The sequence below is a fragment of the Pseudidiomarina homiensis genome (assembly GCF_003987225.1).
GTDB classification, from domain to species: Bacteria; Pseudomonadota; Gammaproteobacteria; order Enterobacterales; family Alteromonadaceae; genus Pseudidiomarina; species Pseudidiomarina homiensis.
On the sequence record NZ_PIPX01000001.1, the window covers coordinates 676,414 to 692,590 of the forward strand.

17 protein-coding genes are annotated in these 16,177 nt (G+C 49.8%); 1 reads left to right on the top strand and 16 read right to left on the bottom strand.

Translation table 11 applies throughout. From position 1 onward, the window contains the following. Positions 1-12 precede the first annotated feature (12 nt). The 5 genes from surE to ftsB are packed head-to-tail and all read right to left on the bottom strand — an operon-like array spanning position 13 to position 3,292. On the bottom strand, positions 13-768 hold the full coding sequence (surE, locus tag CWI70_RS03175; protein ID WP_126770492.1) for a 5'/3'-nucleotidase SurE: 756 nt from the start codon (positions 766-768) through the stop codon (positions 13-15). Continuing rightward, positions 765-1,823 (bottom strand): tRNA pseudouridine(13) synthase TruD, encoded by a 1,059-nt coding sequence (gene truD / locus CWI70_RS03180; protein ID WP_126770493.1) that lies wholly within the window; start codon positions 1,821-1,823, stop codon positions 765-767. Before truD ends, surE begins: the two co-directional genes overlap by 4 nt. Further along, the gene (gene ispF, locus CWI70_RS03185; protein ID WP_126770495.1) at positions 1,816-2,298 is read right to left on the bottom strand and encodes a 2-C-methyl-D-erythritol 2,4-cyclodiphosphate synthase; all 483 of its coding nucleotides are present in this window, start codon (positions 2,296-2,298) and stop codon (positions 1,816-1,818) included. The genes truD and ispF overlap by 8 nt, the downstream gene beginning before the upstream one ends. Positions 2,299-2,310: 12 nt before the next feature. Then, a complete protein-coding gene (ispD, locus tag CWI70_RS03190; RefSeq protein WP_157980854.1) occupies positions 2,311-2,988 on the bottom strand; it encodes a 2-C-methyl-D-erythritol 4-phosphate cytidylyltransferase in 678 nt (225 codons plus the stop codon). A 4-nt stretch (positions 2,989-2,992) separates the two neighbouring features. Continuing rightward, the gene (gene ftsB / locus CWI70_RS03195; RefSeq protein WP_126770499.1) at positions 2,993-3,292 is read right to left on the bottom strand and encodes a cell division protein FtsB; all 300 of its coding nucleotides are present in this window, start codon (positions 3,290-3,292) and stop codon (positions 2,993-2,995) included. Positions 3,293-3,365: 73 nt separating this feature from the next. On the opposite strand from ftsB, the gene CWI70_RS03200 reads away from it, so the two are divergent. Continuing rightward, positions 3,366-4,082: a sulfite exporter TauE/SafE family protein gene (locus CWI70_RS03200; protein ID WP_126770501.1), complete on the top strand. Its 717-nt coding sequence runs from the start codon at positions 3,366-3,368 to the stop codon at positions 4,080-4,082. 2 nt (positions 4,083-4,084) lie between these two features. Here the strand turns inward: CWI70_RS03200 and CWI70_RS03205 are convergent, their stop codons facing one another. The 11 genes from CWI70_RS03205 to lepB form a co-directional block, all read right to left on the bottom strand. Continuing rightward, positions 4,085-4,720, bottom strand: coding sequence for a hypothetical protein (locus tag CWI70_RS03205; RefSeq protein WP_126770503.1), 636 nt, complete (start codon positions 4,718-4,720; stop codon positions 4,085-4,087). 18 nt (positions 4,721-4,738) lie between these two features. Continuing rightward, complete coding sequence (eno, locus tag CWI70_RS03210; protein ID WP_126770505.1) at positions 4,739-6,034, bottom strand: phosphopyruvate hydratase; 1,296 nt, start codon at positions 6,032-6,034, stop codon at positions 4,739-4,741. Between the two features lie 30 nt (positions 6,035-6,064). Next, on the bottom strand, positions 6,065-7,702 hold the full coding sequence (locus tag CWI70_RS03215; protein WP_126770506.1) for a CTP synthase: 1,638 nt from the start codon (positions 7,700-7,702) through the stop codon (positions 6,065-6,067). An 87-nt stretch (positions 7,703-7,789) separates the two neighbouring features. Continuing rightward, positions 7,790-8,626: a nucleoside triphosphate pyrophosphohydrolase gene (gene mazG, locus CWI70_RS03220; RefSeq protein WP_258240282.1), complete on the bottom strand. Its 837-nt coding sequence runs from the start codon at positions 8,624-8,626 to the stop codon at positions 7,790-7,792. Next, positions 8,613-10,796: a GTP diphosphokinase gene (relA, locus tag CWI70_RS03225; RefSeq protein WP_126770508.1), complete on the bottom strand. Its 2,184-nt coding sequence runs from the start codon at positions 10,794-10,796 to the stop codon at positions 8,613-8,615. The genes mazG and relA overlap by 14 nt, the downstream gene beginning before the upstream one ends. Positions 10,797-10,798: 2 nt before the next feature. Next, positions 10,799-12,151 carry a 23S rRNA (uracil(1939)-C(5))-methyltransferase RlmD gene (rlmD, locus tag CWI70_RS03230; protein WP_126770510.1) on the bottom strand — a complete coding sequence of 451 codons (1,353 nt, stop codon included), beginning with the start codon at positions 12,149-12,151 and terminating at the stop codon, positions 10,799-10,801. A 5-nt stretch (positions 12,152-12,156) separates the two neighbouring features. Continuing rightward, complete coding sequence (gene pdxJ / locus CWI70_RS03235) at positions 12,157-12,918, bottom strand: pyridoxine 5'-phosphate synthase (RefSeq protein WP_126770515.1); 762 nt, start codon at positions 12,916-12,918, stop codon at positions 12,157-12,159. Then, positions 12,918-13,610 (bottom strand): DNA repair protein RecO, encoded by a 693-nt coding sequence (recO, locus tag CWI70_RS03240; RefSeq protein WP_126770517.1) that lies wholly within the window; start codon positions 13,608-13,610, stop codon positions 12,918-12,920. Before recO ends, pdxJ begins: the two co-directional genes overlap by 1 nt. Positions 13,611-13,615: 5 nt before the next feature. Continuing rightward, positions 13,616-14,542, bottom strand: coding sequence for a GTPase Era (gene era / locus CWI70_RS03245; protein WP_126770519.1), 927 nt, complete (start codon positions 14,540-14,542; stop codon positions 13,616-13,618). After that, positions 14,535-15,239: a ribonuclease III gene (gene rnc, locus CWI70_RS03250; RefSeq protein ID WP_126770521.1), complete on the bottom strand. Its 705-nt coding sequence runs from the start codon at positions 15,237-15,239 to the stop codon at positions 14,535-14,537. The genes era and rnc overlap by 8 nt, the downstream gene beginning before the upstream one ends. Positions 15,240-15,241: 2 nt before the next feature. Continuing rightward, the gene (gene lepB, locus CWI70_RS03255) at positions 15,242-16,165 is read right to left on the bottom strand and encodes a signal peptidase I (RefSeq protein WP_126770523.1); all 924 of its coding nucleotides are present in this window, start codon (positions 16,163-16,165) and stop codon (positions 15,242-15,244) included. Between the last annotated feature and the right edge of the window lie 12 nt (positions 16,166-16,177).

The following is a 16,177-nucleotide window of genomic DNA, read 5'->3' on the forward strand; positions in this document are numbered from 1 at the left end:
TTGTTGTTATAATTAGTCTTTCGTTTCGTCAAGCCACGCCGCTAACGTGTCTTGGTGACTTCTCGCTGTCATATCCAAACTGATCGGCGTTATCGAGACGTAGCCCTCGCGCACAGCGTAAAAATCAGTGTCTTCACCGTCATCTTGATGCCCACCAATAGGGCCATACCAATAAATTTTACGGCCAAATGGATCGCTTGACTCAACCATGGTCTCGGCGCGGTGGCGACGACCTAATCGGGTAATTTTAATGCCCTTGAGTTCCTCATAAGGTACCGCCGGAACGTTAATATTCAGAATTGTGTCAAGGCGTAACGGTTGATCTGCCATTTTACTCACGATATCAGCTACCACACGAGCTGCAGTTTCATAGTAATCGTGCGTGCGATCGCCCATGGATACTGCAATGGCCGGGAGGCCCATGTAACGCCCTTCCATAGCGGCAGCAACAGTTCCTGAATAGAGTACATCGTCGCCCATGTTGGGCCCATCGTTAATACCCGACACAACAAGATCGACATCGTCCGCAAGTGGTGAGTTGGTACCCAAGTGCACGCAGTCGGTGGGAGTACCATTGAGCGAAAAAAAGCCATTATCAAGTTTCTGTACGCGTAACGGGTTATGTAACGTCAACGAATTACTAGCGCCGCTACAATTCCGATCTGGCGCAATAACCCGCACCTGTGCAATTTCATTAAGCGCTTCGTAAAGCGCTGCAATACCTGGTGCGTGAACGCCATCATCGTTGCTCACTAATAACTTCATCATACGGCTTCATCCTCTGTCACATCTTGCATTAATTCACGAAGTACGCTGGTAGCGAAACTCCCCGTCGGCAGACTAAACATTACATCGACGGTATCGGTATCGACGCACTCGAAAGCTGCTTGCTCAAGGTTTAGTAGCAATCGGCGGCGCGCTAGATCTACGCGCTTCTGTCGTAAACCATCAACTAAGTTTTGATAACCTTGTAACTGTTCATGCTCAAACGGACTCAAATGCTCTTGCCACGGTTCTTTGTAGCCGCCCGGCAAAGGGCCCGAAAGATGAATATCACCACTACGCCAACGTTCAATAAGTGTATCATCGAGTTGTTCCACTTGAAAAAACGAACGCGTCCCACTGAGTAGCATAAAATCGCCGGTCTCGGGGGTAAGTCGCTGTTGTTCGATACGCTGGCTGAGAAGCGTATTGAATAGGTAAGAGCGGATACTCGATAACAGCATTCCCTGTTGTTGACGGCTCCATTTTTTTGCCTTTTTATTACTTATCTCACCGGTTAGCCATGCTTCAGCCTTCACCAGGTTTTGGCCGTCGCGGCCAAACCGTTGCTCACCAAAATAGTTTGGCACACCATGTTGTACAAGCTGTTGCCAACGCTCTTGCAGCGCCTCTACATCGCTCACCTGACGCAAGCGCAAACGAAATGCATTACCCTGATGCAACCCCATTTTCAGCTTTTTACTGCGCAGGAAAGCACGTTCGACACGAAATTCTGGATGATCAAGCTGCTGCCAGTCGAGCAATGCTTTACCCGGCAGTTGCACTGAAAACCACTGCCAAGTTTCAGCCTGCCGATCCTTGAGGCCAGCATAACTGACGCTGCGCTCGCTAACACCGGCAAACTCAGCTAACTGGCGCGCGACAAAAGTTGTGTTAGCGCCTTTTTTATATACCCATAGCCACTGATGCTCACCCTCATCTTCGGCAGTCACGTCAAGGAGCTCCGTTACTTGAAAGTCGCTAGGTTGTTGCTTATAGCTGCCAGTCACCTGTGGACGACCATGCATATAACTCAGTTCAGCTAAGTTTGCATCAATCAAGTGGCGCCTCCTGCATCAGCACCACTGCATGGCAGGCAATTCCCTCTTTGCGACCAACAAAGCCGAGTTTCTCGGTAGTGGTTGCTTTCACATTGACTCGACTTACATCGGCACGCAACGTTGCTGCAATACGACCACGCATATCGGTAATAAACGAAGCCAACTTTGGCGCTTGCGCTACGATGGTAACGTCGAGATTGCCCAAGACATAGCCCTCTTGCGCAGCCATTTGCACCACCTGCGCGAGGAGTTCGGCGCTATCCGCGCCCGCGTAAGTTGCATCAGTATCGGGAAAATGGTGACCAATATCACCTTTACCCAAAGCACCTAAAACCGCATCTGTTATCGCGTGCAGGACGACATCACCATCGGAGTGAGCAATTAAACCTTGCTCATAGTCAACCTTTACACCACCTAGTACTAAAGGCTTGTCACTACCAAATTTGTGTACATCGTAGCCATGTCCTATGCGCATTTCGTCTCCTTCTTAAGTTTTTGCCGTAAGCCAAAGTTGGGCGAGCTGTTCGTCGCCCGGCAAGGTGATCTTAATATTACTGCGTTTACCTTGCACCAACTTTGGTTGCTTACCTAATGCTTCGATCACCGACGCTTCATCGGTTAACTGAGGGTTATCAACGCCTAGCCGAGTAAAGCCAGATAGCAACTCTGCACTGCGGAACACTTGCGGCGTTAACGCTTGCCAAAGTTGCTCGCGTGCCACTGTGGCGAGCGAGCGATGCTGTTCACTCGCACGCTTCAAGGTATCCGCCACGGGCAGCGCCAGTAGTGCGCCCACCTCGTCGGCTAAGGCGTGGTCTAGCACCGAGGCGAGTTCCTCAGCACTCAAACAAGGACGCGCCGCATCGTGAACAGCTACCCAAACAAAACCAGCAGCCGCAGCTGCAGCAACACCGCTTTGCACCGAAGCAGCGCGCGTCGCACCGCCCTCAACTCGGGTAATGGGTGTGGAAGTGTTAAAATTCAGCGTCGGGTAATACGCATCTTCAGCGCTTGTGGCAATAAAAATGTGGCTAATGCGCGGATCTTGGCTAAGCGCTTTAACAGTCAGCTCTAGCACAGTAGAGCCCGCAATCTGCAAGTACTGCTTCGGCCGCGTACTTTGCATGCGTCGCCCAATTCCCGCCGCCGGGACGATAGCTGCCACGCTGTTATTCTGGGTCATAAGTGGTAGGTTGTTTATTCGGAATGAGTCGGAAAAAAGTTTCGTCTTGTTTAATTAAGCCGAGCTCGTTGCGCGCACGCTCTTCGAGGGCTACTTCGCCTTCGCGCAAATCCTCAATATCGGCAATCAACACTTGGTTGCGCTGGCGTAACTTCTGGTTCGTTTGTTCTTGCCGCGCGACGTCTTCTTGCAAATGCCAATACTCCGGTAAGCTATTTTTGCCAAACCAGAGTCGGTATTGCAGTGCGACCAAAAGCACTAGGAGAAAGACTTTTAACAGACGCATCGCCACCCTCGCATGGTATGATTGTGCTAAGTATACCTTTCTTTCGCATCGAACCAAATGTTAACAGGCTAACATGGACTACTACCTTATCGCATTGATCATGTTTGCGGGAGCCTTTTTACAAGGAATTACCGGTTTTGGCTCCGGCTTGGTCGCCGTACCGCTATTGAGCCTACTGCTACCGCTCACCATGCTCACCCCAATGTTATCGTTAATCAATGTCGCACTCGCAGTGTACTTAGCATGGCTATTACGTCACTATTTAGCGCTACGGCGTTGGGGCCCCCTTTTTGTAGCGGGGATATTCGGTACCTTAATTGGTAATTACGCCCTCGCCTACGTGCCACTAACGACCTTGCAACTCGGTATGGCAATCTTTGTGATCAGTGCTGGGCTACTGTTTTGGTTTGGCATTCAACTACGACTACCCGCAAGACTCCCCCAACAAACAGGGATCGGGCTCCTGTCAGGCTTCGCGAATGGAGCGCTGACGCTTGGCGGACCGCCAGTGGTCTTGTTTTTAACCGCAAACCGCCTCGCACGTAGTGAATTCCGTGCAACTTTAGCGGTGTTCTTTTTAGCTCTTGGTATGACGAACGTGGTTTCCTTTGGCTTGCAAGGTCGGTATGCAACGATTGATCCGCTCGCATTATTAGTCTTGATCGTGGGCGCTTTGTTGGGAGCTTATGGTGGCCATCGTTTAAGCGGTAAACTCTCTGAACAAGGATTTCGGCGATTAACGCTATTGCTCGTTATTGGCGCAGGAATAATGGTGATTATCGGTCGCTAGGCTTAACTTAATAACTGCCAATCAATCGCAGTGGCGAGGAGGAGTTCGCGCAGCGACAAGGTGCGTGGGTCAATACGGCCTTTGTGTGACCATTGATGGCCGCACACCGCAGGTTGCAGCCAAGTTAACTCTGGTTTTGCCAACAACAGATGATCGCCGTCGCTCTCGCAGTTTTCACCGGTGAACAAGAACCAGCCAAACTCGTTGCAATGAACCCGACCTTGTTCACTATCAATACGATCAATGGAATCAAGTCTTACTTGTTGCAGGTGCGGATCTAAATTCAAAATGGGGACTGTCGTGCCGAGCTGCACATCTTTACTTTGCAGCCACTTCTCAAGCTTACGTCCTCGAGTGGCGGTGCTTTTGAGTTGCCTTTTCTGCGGCGTTTGCCAACTCGCATTTTGGACATCTAATTCACATGGACAACCGCAACTGAGCATTGCCCGAGCCGCATTACGAATGTAATAACTTAAACTACGTAGACGCCGCTGTAGACCGGCGGCGGAATTTACCTGAAGTTGCGATAACACAGCGAGTTCACGCTCATAAAGCGCTGTACAGAGCTCAGGAAAAGCGACCGGATCATAACCCGGCCGCTGTTCAACAACTTCGAATATATCGCGTTGTCCGCTCACTGTTTGGGCACCAGTCGCTTACTTAGCAGCCCGCACTTCGGCGCGACCACGGTAAGGAGCTTTTTCACCCAACTCCTGCTCGATACGCAAGAGTTGATTGTACTTCGCAACCCGATCAGAGCGACATAGCGAGCCAGTCTTAATCTGTCCGGCTGCGGTTCCAACCGCCAAATCGGCAATCGTCGCATCTTCAGTTTCACCCGAACGATGTGAAATCACTGCGGTAAAACCAGCGTCATTCGCCATGCGAATCGCCGCAAGGGTTTCGCTTAAACTGCCAATTTGATTGAATTTAATCAAAATGGAGTTGCCGATCCCCTCATCAATGCCACGCTTGAGAATTTTGGTGTTGGTGACAAACAGATCGTCGCCCACCAATTGCACTTTATCGCCCAAGCGATCGGTAAGGATTTTCCAGCCTTCCCAATCACTTTCGTCAAGACCATCTTCAATCGAAATGATTGGGTAACGCTCACATAAACCCGCTAAATAATCAGCAAACTCAGCAGCCGTGAAGGATTTACCTTCACCTGACAAGTGGTATTTGCCGTCGCGATAGAACTCTGAGGCCGCACAATCAAGTGCCAGAGTGATGTCATCACCCATGCGATAGCCCGCTTTCTCAACTGCTTCAACAATCACGGCCAAAGCTTCTTCGTTTGAGCTTAGATTTGGCGCAAAACCACCTTCATCGCCCACCGCTGTGCTTAAGCCACGCTCTTGCAATACTTTTTTCAGGGCATGAAAAATTTCAGCACCCATGCGTAAACCTTCACGGAAGTTTGGTGCTCCAACCGGTTGAATCATAAATTCCTGAATGTCGACGTTGTTATCAGCGTGCTCACCACCATTCAAGATGTTCATCATCGGTAATGGCATACTGAACTTGTTAGCAGTGCCGTTCAACTGAGCAATATGCGCGTACAGTGGAACGCCCACGCTAGCCGCTGCCGCTTTGGCGTTTGCCAATGACACAGCAAGAATCGCATTCGCACCCAAGCTCGCTTTATTCTCAGTTGCATCGAGATCCAGCATGATTTGGTCTACGGTGCTTTGGTCAGTCGCGTCCACACCCTTCAACCGCGGGGCAATGCGTTCATTAACGTTTGCTACCGCTTGTAAAACACCTTTGCCGAGATAACGACTTTTGTCACCATCACGCAATTCCAAGGCTTCGCGTGAGCCAGTAGAAGCACCACTTGGCGCGGCCGCGCGTCCCCAATGTCCGTCGGCTAAATGAACGTCAACTTCAATAGTTGGGTTACCGCGCGAATCCATAATCTCACGAGCGACAATTGATTGAATCGTTGCCATGCTAAAACTTCTCTCCTGTTTCGGCGACCTTCAGCCGCGACGTTGCTTCTGATACTTACCTGCAGCTTCAATAAAGCCACGGAACAGCGGGTGTCCATCACGCGGAGTTGAAGTGAACTCCGGGTGGAACTGTGCTGCAATAAACCAAGGATGCTCAGGGATCTCAATGATTTCGACTAAACGGTTATCATGAGACCAGCCGGAAATTTTCAAACCAGCAGCTTCAAGCTTATCGATGTAGGTACCGTTAACTTCATAACGATGACGATGGCGTTCCTGAATGACGTCTTCAGCATAAAGTTCGTATGCCTTCGTGCCAGCAACCAGGTTGCATGGCTGCGCGCCTAAGCGCATCGTGCCGCCAAGATCCGAATGCTGGTCGCGGAGTTCCTTTTGGCCTTGCGCATCCATCCATTCAGTGATCAAACCTACCACTGGATGCTTTGCGTCGGCATCAAATTCAGTACTGTTAGCGCCCTCGAGACCGGCAACATGGCGAGCGTATTCAATCAATGCGATTTGCATGCCTAAGCAGATTCCCAAATACGGGATTTTCTGTTCACGAGCATACTGCGCAGCCATGATTTTGCCTTGAATACCGCGTTCGCCAAAACCACCCGGAACGATAATCGCGTCAACATCTGCTAATTTCGCAACACCTTTGGTTTCGACATCTTGCGCATCAATATAGCGAATATTTACCGTTAAACGATTTTTTAAGCCAGCATGTGCCAACGCTTCGTTTACCGATTTATAGGCATCCGGCAATTCAATATATTTACCAACAAAGCCAACGGTAACTTCGCCACTGGGGTTCGACTCTTGATAAAGGACCTGCTCCCATTCCGACAGGTCGGCTTCCGGACGATCTAAGCGGAAACGATTCACTACCAGTTCATCTAAGCCCTGCGACTTCAAAATCGCTGGGATCTTATAAATACTATCAACGTCTTTCAGACCAATAACGGCGCGTTCTTCAACATTGGTAAACAAGGCGATTTTCGCGCGTTCGTTGGCGGGTAAAGCACGATCAGAACGACAGACCAGAATATCGGGTTGAATACCAATCGAGCGTAGTTCTTTCACTGAATGCTGCGTTGGCTTGGTTTTTACTTCGCCAGCAGCGCCTAAGAACGGTACTAACGTCAGATGCATGAACATGGTGTGGTCACGTCCGACTTCGGTAGCCAACTGCCGAATTGCTTCAAGGAAAGGTTGCGATTCAATATCACCAACGGTGCCACCAATCTCAATGATGGCGACGTCATACCCCTCGCCACCTTCAATAATGCGACGCTTTATTTCGTTAGTAATATGCGGAATAACTTGGATGGTCGCGCCTAAGAATTCACCGCGACGCTCACGACGAATAATATCTTCATAGACACGCCCGGCTGTGAAGTTATTCTTTTTGGTCATACGGGTACGTATAAAACGCTCATAATGACCTAAGTCGAGATCGGTTTCGGCCCCGTCTTCGGTGACAAAAACCTCACCGTGTTGAATTGGACTCATGGTACCAGGATCGACGTTAATGTACGGATCCAGTTTGAGGATAGTGACCTGTAGGCCACGTGCTTCAAGAATTGCCGCCAAAGAAGCTGCAGCAATACCTTTACCCAGCGAAGATACAACACCGCCGGTGACGAAAATATAATTAGTTGTCATGCGAAACCTAAGTCGTCAGGTTAAATGGGAATTGCTTCAAGACGGGAAAACAGTATACCTTAACGACTTAATTCCGACAATTTAAAATTACGCTAAGCTGTCCCGCTTTACTTGTTGCCAACACTCTTCAAGTTCTTCTAAGTTCATATCTTCTGCTGTTTTACCCGCTTCAGCAAGACGCTGTTCAATAGCTTGAAACCGGCGTTTAAACTTTAGGTTTGTACGCCGCAATGCATGCTCGGGGTTAACCTGAGCATGGCGCGCAAGGTTTACTACGGCAAAAAGTACATCACCAATCTCGTCTTCAAGTGCTTGTTGATCAATGTGCTCAGCATCGAGTTCCGCTTCGACTTCAGCGATTTCCTCTTGTATCTTTGCCAATACTGGAGCAATGTTCGGCCAGTCAAAGCCAACGTTCGCGGCACGCTTTTGCAACTTCTGCGCTTGTAAAATGGCCGGTAAATTATCGGGTATGCCCTGAAACACCGATTCAACCTCGCCCTTTTCGGCCCGCTCTTGTTGTTTTATTGCTTCCCATTGGGCTTTAATTTCGGCATCGGTTTGCGCATTTTCGTCACCGAACACATGTGGATGACGACGAATCAATTTGTCGGCTGTTTGTGCGGCCACTTCATCAAAACTAAATTGCCCTGCTTCGCTGGTCAACTGGGTATAGAACACCACTTGAAACAGCAAATCGCCCAGTTCGTCTTTAATCGCGGCAAGATTACCCTCAGTTAATGCGGCCGCGACCTCATAGGCTTCCTCAATGGTATAAGGGATTAAACTCGTTAATGTTTGTTTTAAATCCCAAGGGCACCCATGCTCCGGATCGCGCAAGTGGCGCATCACTTCCAGCAGCGCTGCCACGCCAGGAAATACCGTCGCGTCGATGTTCAGTTCTTCTACCTTAGTGACTGCCACTGCGTTCTACCTTATGAATACCTTTAACTTGTAATAATCGGTCAATAATCCGCTGCAAACCGGCTTGTCCTTCAATGAATACACCGAGTGAAATACGCGCCTGTTGGGTCGTCGTATCAAGCTGCGAATCAAGTTGTGCCACGCTGGTCTTCTCATTAGCCAAAATAGCGGTAATGTCATGCAGCAAACCATTACGATCATCGGCATCGATGCGTAAATCGGCACGATAACGACCTTGCTCCTGTCGACTCCAATGCACTTGCAAGCCGCGCTCGGGGTGTACCTCAAGTAGGTGTTTCAACTGTTCGCAGTCACGATGATGTACACTCACCCCGCGCCCTTGAGTGACAAAGCCCATAATGGGTTCGCCGGGCAATGGCTGGCAGCATTTTGCAAACTGCACCATTAAGTTACCAATGCCTTGAACACTTACATCACTATGTTTACCTGGCTTACGCTGATTTTTGCGCTGGAGACGCTCCAAACGCTCGGTCGCGGCATCAGGTGTTGGTTTCAGTTGATTGACCACCTGATTAAGCCGCACATCACCAGCGCCAATCGCGGCAAGCAAATCATCGAGCTGATTAAAGTTAAAGCGATCGAGTACCGTGCTCGCTTGGCTCAGCGGAATTTCTAACTTTTGTAACTCTGTTTCCAGCAACTCACGCCCGGCCTTGAGATTTTTATCACGATCCAGTTTCTTAAAATAAGTAACGACCTTGCTGCGCGCGCGCGAGGTTCGTAAATAACCCAAAGCTGGATTCAGCCAGTCACGGCGGGGCTTGCTATTTTTCTGAGTCAAAATTTCGACCCGCTCACCATTTTTGAGCGTATACGTGAATGGAACAATGTGTCCATCGACTTTAGCACCTACGCATCGGTGCCCCACTTGTGAGTGAATGTAATAGGCAAAATCAAGTGGCGTAGCACCGTGCGGCAAGTCGATAACTTCACCTTTGGGCGTAAACACGTAAACCCGGTCTTCAAACACTTGCGAGCGAATCTCGGCAACCAGATCGTCGTTCTCGGCCATATCTTCATGCCACGCAAGCAGCTTACGTAACCACGCGATTTTCTCTTCAAAGCCGCTTTGTTTACCGGTGTTACCTTCTTTATACAGCCAATGTGCAGCAACCCCGAGTTCGGCATCATCATGCATATCGGCAGTGCGAATTTGAATTTCCACATGCTTTTCTTCGGGTCCAATCACCACGGTATGGATCGATTGGTAACCATTCGCCTTGGGCGTTGCAATGTAGTCATCGAATTCCGATTGAATATGTCGCCATTGGCTATGCACAACACCTAGCGCAGCGTAACAGTCCTTCAAAGAGTGGGTAATAATGCGCACCGCACGAATGTCGTAGAGCTGCTCGAAGCTTAAATGCTTTTTCTGCATTTTCCGCCATATCGAGTAGATATGTTTTGGTCGCCCGTACACATCTGCTTGCACCCCTTCAACCTGCAAGCTTTGTTGCAATTTAGCGACAAAGTCGATGATGTAGTTTTCGCGGTCAACGCGGCGCTCGTGCAGTTGCTTGGCGATGGTTTTATAGGTGGTGGGGTGTAAATAGCGGAAGGCCAGATCCTCTAGCTCCCACTTTAATTGACCAATACCAAGACGGTTTGCTAGCGGCGCATAAATGTCCTGGCATTCTTTGGCGACTAAGACACGCGTTTCCTCGTCGGCACTTTTCACTTCGCGCAAAGCGCAAATGCGTTCGGCTAACTTGATCAGCACAGCACGGACATCAGCCACCATCGATAACAGCATGCGGCGAACGTTATCGATCTGCTCAACATTCGGTTTACCGTGCTGAAAATGCTGCAAATCACTAATCATTTGCATTTGTTGCACAGCATCGAGCAGCGCAGCAAGAGTTTCGCCATGGTCTTTAACGATAGCTTCACGGCTGATTGCTTGGGCCTGATAGGCAGGGCTGTAGAGTGCTGCTAACAACGAGTCAGTATCAAGGTTCAGAGCGGCCAAAATTTCGACCATTTCTTGCCCTTTCAGCAGCCACTCTGGATGTTTTTTTGCTTGTAAGTGAGCCTGCAGCTGCTGGTAATGCTCAAGCAGCTGCGTTTTTGTTACTTCGGCTGTCACATGCTGTAACCAGTCACCGTGTTGTTCCGGTTTATCAACATGGGTACTGCGCACATACACCACGACTATGCCTCCCGTTCAAACCACGTCAAACACTCAATGTGATGGGTTTGCGGGAACATGTCAATGATTTGTGCCTGACGCAAGTGGTAGCCTGACTCGACCAACACTTTTGCATCACGCGCTAGGGTATCTGGTGCGCATGACACGTAGATGATGCGTTGCGGCTGCAGCTTTGCAATTTCACGGATGGCGTGTGGCGCACCTGCTCTAGCTGGATCGAGCAAAACTTTACTATAACTTTTCGCGGCCCAGGGGTAAGCCTTCCAGTTTTGTTCAAGATCAGCATGAAACGCCGAGACCTTAACCGCATAACGCTCGGCATTGCGCTGCAAACGCTGCACCATCGAGGGAACCCCTTCGATCGCGGTGATTTGAGCGCCGGCTAACGCCAGTGGAATAGTGAAGTTTCCACTGCCAGCATACAGTTCAAGAATCGCTTCGCCTGCCTGTGGATCTAACCAAGCTAATGCCTGCCCTACCATCTTCTCACTCAACGTTGCTTGGGCCTGCAAAAAGTCGCCGGGTTGAAAGTCGAGTTCAGCACCTAAGGTTTGGTAACGCGGCGTGCTATGCTCACTCGTTGTTTTCTCACAAGGCAATGGCGTTGGCATGGTGTCCGGTGCACCACAATGTAACCACACCTGAACATCATGCTGGTTTGCAAACGTCACAAGTGCTTGGCGGTCAGCTTCTTCAGGAGTCGCTTGCAGTCGTAATACGATCAATCGTTGCTCGGTTTGCAGCAACTCGATATGGCCCAGCATGCTGACCAGCTTCAGCTGGGGCAATAAGGTGCGCAAAGGTTCTAAAAACTCATTAAGTTCAGGAACGGCAATTACGCAGTTATCCATTGCCACGATGGTCTTACTCGCCTGAGCTCGTAGTCCGAGCTGGAAACGTCGACGTTTCGTATCCCAATGTGTCGCCAAACGCAGGCGCCGCCGATACGCTAAGGAGTGATCGGTGAGCGGCTCTAACCAATGTTGCGCGTCGACACCGGCAAACTTATGCAACAACTCACGTACCACACGCTGTTTGTGTTCGCGCTGTGCTGATACGGCGAGGTGCTGTAAATCACAACCACCGCACTCATCGTAATATTTACAGGGAGCATCAACACGTTCGTCCGCGCTGCGGTGAATTCGTAACAGCTGAGCGTCATATTTGCCCTGCGGCTGTAAATCAATCACTTCGTTAGGCAGAGCGCCGCGCACAAAGCGTACACCCCGTTCGCCACGCACCACGCCGCGACCTTGATGATCGAGTCCTACCACAAGTTGCTGCTTCAGCGCAGGAGCTTTGGTTCGCGCGGTGGCCTTGCGCGTCGGCTTACGACTTGAATAGAATTGTGCCATGACGATTAATTTGGCCCAGCGGTACGCGCCTGTAACATAATAGTTTTCATATCGCGTACAGCCTGATCTAAGCCCACCAAAACCGCCCGTGCGACAATCGCGTGACCGATGTTAAGCTCAACCAATTCCGGTAAAGCCGCAACCGCTGCTGTGTTGTGATAGTGCAAACCGTGTCCAGCGTTCACTTGCAACCCTTTCGCCTGTGCATACTTGGCCGCATCATGCAGCAACAGTAAGCTGCGCTGCTGTTCACTTACTTCAGTTTGCTCGGCATAGTGCCCCGTGTGCAATTCAATAATACCTGCACCGGTTGCTACAGCCGCATCGATTTGTTGTTCGTCAGCATCGATAAACAACGAAGTTTGTATGCCTTGCTTACCCAGACGTTCTACCGCTGCAGTGATTTTATCTTGCTGCCCAGCGACATCTAAACCACCCTCAGTGGTTAACTCTTCGCGCTTCTCCGGCACTAAACAAACGTAGGCGGGCTTAATGCGACACGCAATCTTCAGCATTTCTTCCGTCACCGCCATTTCCAAGTTCATGCGCGTTTGCAGGGTTTGCGCGAGCACTTCAACATCACGATCGTTAATATGTCGACGATCCTCGCGTAAATGAATGGTGATGCCATCAGCGCCGGCTTGTTCGGCGATAGCTGCAGCAGCCACAGGATCGGGGTAACTTACACCACGTGCATTCCGAACGGTCGCCACATGGTCGATGTTAACTCCCAATAAAATTGAGTTACCTAAAGGCGCATGATGCATCAGTCTTTCCTTTTCATTTGTGCGAAGAGTTCGCGGCTGCGCAATGGCTGCTCACCTAAATAAGGAGCAAGCGCGTGCCGCATGATTTGTTTCATCGAGTTTAGCAGGTGCGCATCAGTGAGCTCAAACGCTGCTAAGCGTTGTAAAGTAGCTCCCGAATAGGTTCCGGGCATGGCAGCTCCGAGCGGCGTAAAACCTTGCTCAGCATTAAATCGATAATGCTTATGCGCGGCAATTGGATCACCTTGAGTATCAGCACACCAATCAAAAGCATGACCAAGATGGCACAACATACGCCATTCGAACTCACGCAACACCGGCTCTATTGGAAGGCGCTGACTCAATGCGTCAAGTGCATTCTGATAGTCGTCAAATAATCCGTCGACTGACTGATAGCTGGAAGTAAGACGTTGGATAAGTTCATTCAGGTAAAAGCCGCTATAGAGTGCGTTACCCTGCAATGGATAAGCGTTTGAGCGACTTTCTGCATGGCGAAGGTTTTGCAATTCGTGGCGACCTTGGGTCACTACGTAAAGCGGTGTGAAGGGCTGTAAAATAGCGCGCCATTGACTCTTGGGTCGCCGCGCACCTTTGGCGACGACCCGATAACGGCCGTGTTCCTGAGTCAACAATTCAACCAATAAGCTTGAATCTTGGAAAGGCCAACGGTGCAGAACAAAGGCCGGTTCCACTACACTTAGTCCTCGTTATAACCGAGACTTCGCAAGGCCCGCTCGTCGTCGGCCCAACCACTTTTTACTTTAACCCAAAGTTCAAGGTGAACTTTACCATCGATGAGGCGTTCAATATCCCGTCGTGCTTCAGTACCAACAGTCTTAAGTTTACTTCCGCCAGCACCAATTACCATGCGCTTTTGGCCATCGCGCTCAACGAGAATCAAAGCGTTGATGTGCGTCGTACCTGTAGGCGCTGTTTGAAACCGCTCAATTTCTACGGTGGTACTGTACGGCAGTTCATCGCCAGTAAAACGCATCAATTTTTCGCGAATAATTTCCGCCGTCATAAAACGTAACGAGCGATCCGTTACGTAATCATCTGGATAATGATGAGCGCCCGGCTTTGCATAGGCATGAACGACGTTGCGAAGCGCATCAACTTGCGCACCGGTTTTCGCCGATAATGGAATGATTTCGGCGAACGAATAGCGCTCTGATAGGCTTTGTAATAGCGGTAATAAAGCTTCTTTGTCTTTCACTTGATCGACTTTATTCACCACGAGTATAACGGGCCGTTGGGATTTCTTTAATTTCGCTAAAACCAGCTCGTCTTCTTGCGTCCAACGCTCGGCTTCGACAACGAACAATACAACTTCAACGCCACTCATTGAGCTCGTTGCCGCGCGGTTCATCATGCGATTAATGGCTTTTTTCTCGTCCGTATGCAAGCCCGGCGTATCGACATAGACGATTTGACGTTCGCCTTCAGTTTCAATCCCAAGAATCCGATGGCGGGTGGTCTGGGGCTTGCTCGAAGTGATACTGATTTTTTGGCCTAAAATGCGGTTCATTAAGGTCGATTTACCGACATTAGGACGACCTACAATCGCCACAAATGCAGACGCTGAGGTTAGGTCCGCATCGTGCTCTGGCAACTTGTCAGACATGGTTTGTCTCCTGTTGCGCTTGCAACATTTCTAAAGTTTGTGTGGCAGCTTGCTGCTCTGCTTTACGACGACTCGTGCCAGAACCTAAAACAGGTTCAGCTAACGGTTCAACGGTACAGCTTACGGTAAAACGTTGGTTATGAGCTTGCCCTTGAATCGTCACCACATCATAAACGGGTAGCTGTAATTGCTGCGCCTGCAAGTACTCTTGCAAGCGTGTCTTCGGATCTTTATGCCCAGCGCCCGGTTGAATCGTTTGCAGTTGTTGGGCCAGCCAATTGAGTACTACCTTACGGCATGTTTCTAAGTCGCTTTCAAGGTACATCGCACCGAGCAAAGCTTCCATTGCATCGGCCAAAATCGATTCGCGGCGATGCCCACCACTTTTCATTTCGCCAGGTCCCAAAACGAGAAACTTACCAATTTCAAAGCGTTGCGCGATTTTAGCTAGATTACGACCGCACACAAGGGTCGCTCGCATACGGCTTAAATCACCTTCATCAATCTTGGGGAATTTCTCGAATAAAGCTTCACTCACGATGATACCGAGCACCGAGTCGCCTAAAAACTCGAGTCGCTCATTATGCTGGGCGGCGGCACTACGGTGCGTGAGCGCTTGTTGAGCGCGCTCACGATCACGAAAGGTATAACCAAAGGCTTTCTCTAGCTCGCGTAAGGGTGGCTTTGGTAAGCTCACGATTACTCTACTCCTCCAAGTCGCTGCCAACGAATACCTGATGGGATCCACTGCGGTAAGGCACTGGTTGGTTTCCGATCCATTTCAAAACTCATCCAAATAAATACCGCCCGACCAACCAAGTTTTCTTGCGGTACAAAACCCCAGTAACGACTGTCTTCTGAGTTGTCGCGGTTATCGCCCATGGCAAAATAGGCCCCTTCTGGCACGATCCATTCATCGCGTGCGGTACCATTTTGCTGAAAATAATATTTCGAGCGATTACCTACCGTCGGGTCCACAAGAGTAGCATGCGAGACAGTCCCTAACTGTTCACGGAACTGTTGCAACGGCGTCGCGCCATTGAAAAAAATACCATCAGTACTTTCCAGATTGCGCTCAATCACCTCAAGCTCAGGACAATCCTGCATACCTTCTTCACAGGCCGGCTGAATGTACAACGTTTTATTCCGATAAATAATCCGATCGCCTGGGAGGCCAACAATGCGCTTGATAAAATCGAGACTTGGCTCCGGTGGGAATTTGAAGACCGCAACATCACCACGCTCAGGCGTGTCAACTTCAATCAACTCGTGTCGCCAAATTGGATCGCGCAAGCTATAGCTGAATTTCTCAACCAAAATAAAGTCGCCCTCTAACAGGGTCGGCATCATCGACGCTGAGGGAATGCGAAAAGGCTCGTAAAGAAACGAACGTAGAACCAAAATGACCAATAGGATCGGAAACACCGATTGCGCAAACTCAGCAATGCTGCCCTGCGGCGCAATACGTTCTTTCGCGTCATCTGAGAGCGTTTGCTGTAAACGCTTTTCTTCGGCTTCAACCTGGGCACGACGCTTAGGTTTAGCCACCTTAGCGTCATACAACCAAATCAACCCCGCCACAATGGTAATAGCGGTCAGCAACACTGAGTAAAAATTTGCCATGGTCTACCTTGT

Excerpts from the sequence above, each read along its gene's own strand:
- surE (WP_126770492.1), bottom strand. The coding sequence starts at position 768 with ATGATGAAGTTATTAGTGAGCAACGATGATGGCGTTCACGCACCAGGT.
- ispF (WP_126770495.1), bottom strand. The coding sequence starts at position 2,298 with ATGCGCATAGGACATGGCTACGATGTACACAAATTTGGTAGTGACAAG.
- ftsB (WP_126770499.1), bottom strand. The coding sequence starts at position 3,292 with ATGCGTCTGTTAAAAGTCTTTCTCCTAGTGCTTTTGGTCGCACTGCAA.
- CWI70_RS03200 (WP_126770501.1), top strand. The coding sequence starts at position 3,366 with ATGGACTACTACCTTATCGCATTGATCATGTTTGCGGGAGCCTTTTTA.
- eno (WP_126770505.1), bottom strand. The coding sequence starts at position 6,034 with ATGGCAACGATTCAATCAATTGTCGCTCGTGAGATTATGGATTCGCGC.
- CWI70_RS03215 (WP_126770506.1), bottom strand. The coding sequence starts at position 7,702 with ATGACAACTAATTATATTTTCGTCACCGGCGGTGTTGTATCTTCGCTG.
- rlmD (WP_126770510.1), bottom strand. The coding sequence starts at position 12,151 with ATGGCACAATTCTATTCAAGTCGTAAGCCGACGCGCAAGGCCACCGCG.
- pdxJ (WP_126770515.1), bottom strand. The coding sequence starts at position 12,918 with ATGCATCATGCGCCTTTAGGTAACTCAATTTTATTGGGAGTTAACATC.
- era (WP_126770519.1), bottom strand. The coding sequence starts at position 14,542 with ATGTCTGACAAGTTGCCAGAGCACGATGCGGACCTAACCTCAGCGTCT.
- lepB (WP_126770523.1), bottom strand. The coding sequence starts at position 16,165 with ATGGCAAATTTTTACTCAGTGTTGCTGACCGCTATTACCATTGTGGCG.